Source organism: Endozoicomonas sp. ONNA2 (genome assembly GCF_024606365.1).
GTDB lineage: Bacteria > Pseudomonadota > Gammaproteobacteria > Pseudomonadales > Endozoicomonadaceae > Endozoicomonas.
Genome location: NZ_JAHHPO010000401.1, coordinates 1 through 1,178, shown reverse-complemented (window position 1 = coordinate 1,178; position 1,178 = coordinate 1). Strand labels below are relative to the sequence as shown.

Annotated in this window: 2 protein-coding genes; both read left to right on the top strand. The window is 46.5% G+C overall.

Features of this window, described 5'->3' with window-relative positions; translation table 11 throughout:
• Positions 1–727, top strand: a 727-nt coding sequence (locus KDK14_RS07240; protein ID WP_257264381.1) for a type II secretion system F family protein, incomplete at its 5' end; no start/stop codon positions are given.
• Between the two features lie 166 nt (positions 728–893).
• Positions 894–1,160, top strand: coding sequence for a hypothetical protein (locus KDK14_RS07235; protein ID WP_257264380.1), 267 nt, complete (start codon positions 894–896; stop codon positions 1,158–1,160).
• The last annotated feature ends 18 nt before the right edge of the window (positions 1,161–1,178 follow it).

The following is a 1,178-nucleotide window of genomic DNA, read 5'->3' as shown; positions in this document are numbered from 1 at the left end:
GGCGAAAATCAAGAAAGCGATGAACTATCCGATTGCCGTAGTCTGTATTGCGCTCATCGTTACCGTTATTCTTCTGGTGAAGGTCGTCCCTCAATTTGAAGAGGTTTTTCAGGGCTTTGGTGCTGAGCTACCCGCCTTTACCCAAGTAGTTATCAATATATCAGAGACTGTCCAGAGTTATTGGCATTTCGTGCTGGCCGCTTTGGTCGCAGGTGGCTTTTTGATATCACGGACACTGAAGTCATCCAAGACAGCCAGAGATGCTTTGGACCGCCTGATGCTGAAGCTGCCCATTATTGGTGAAATTCTGGATAAATCCGCCGTTGCCCGCTTTGGCCGAACCTTGTCCACAACCTTTGCCGCCGGGGTTCCCCTGGTCGATGCTCTCGACTCAGTAGCCGGTGCTGCTGGCAATGTCATTTATGCCAATGCGGCAAAGAAAATTAAAGACGATGTATCCACCGGTCAGCAGTTACAGATTGCCATGAAAAGCACCGGAATATTCCCGCCAATGGCGATACAAATGGTATCTATCGGTGAGGAATCGGGCTCCCTGGATGAGATGCTGGATAAAGTCGCCACCTTCTACGAAGAAGAAGTGGATAACATGGTTGATGGCATGACCAGCCTTATGGAGCCCATCATCATGTCGGTGCTGGGTGTACTGGTAGGTGGCCTGATTGTTGCCATGTATCTGCCAATCTTCCAGTTGGGTTCCGTTGTTTAAAAAGTCTATACCTTTTTTTGAATCGTTTCATAATGCTCAGATGGGGTTGAAAAACCCCATATAATACAGATGGATTAAACTGTTTACAGGTGGATTAAATTCCTTACAGACTGAGAATACGGTCTATCTTCTCTTTTGAGTCAAATATTGGCCGGAAGAGAAGATTATGGAGACTAAACGTAAAGACGTAACAGAAGAAGGTGTGCTTCGCTGGACAGAGCTATGGCAGAAGCTGTGGGAGTCTGGAGAGTTCAGGTCATGGCACGAAGTGCAAGAAGTAGCATCTGAGGGTCGATCCAAAAAAATCACCGGGTACAAGTCTGGCCGAAAGCATCACTTGCTCTCAGACGGGGAATTCTTCGTTTTCCCAAGTCTTGAATATAACGGCTCAGTGATAAATATCTACCTGATTACCACTGATCGTACGTCATGAATCAGCAGCTATAATAAA

Excerpts from the sequence above, each read along its gene's own strand:
- KDK14_RS07235 (WP_257264380.1), top strand. The coding sequence starts at position 894 with ATGGAGACTAAACGTAAAGACGTAACAGAAGAAGGTGTGCTTCGCTGG.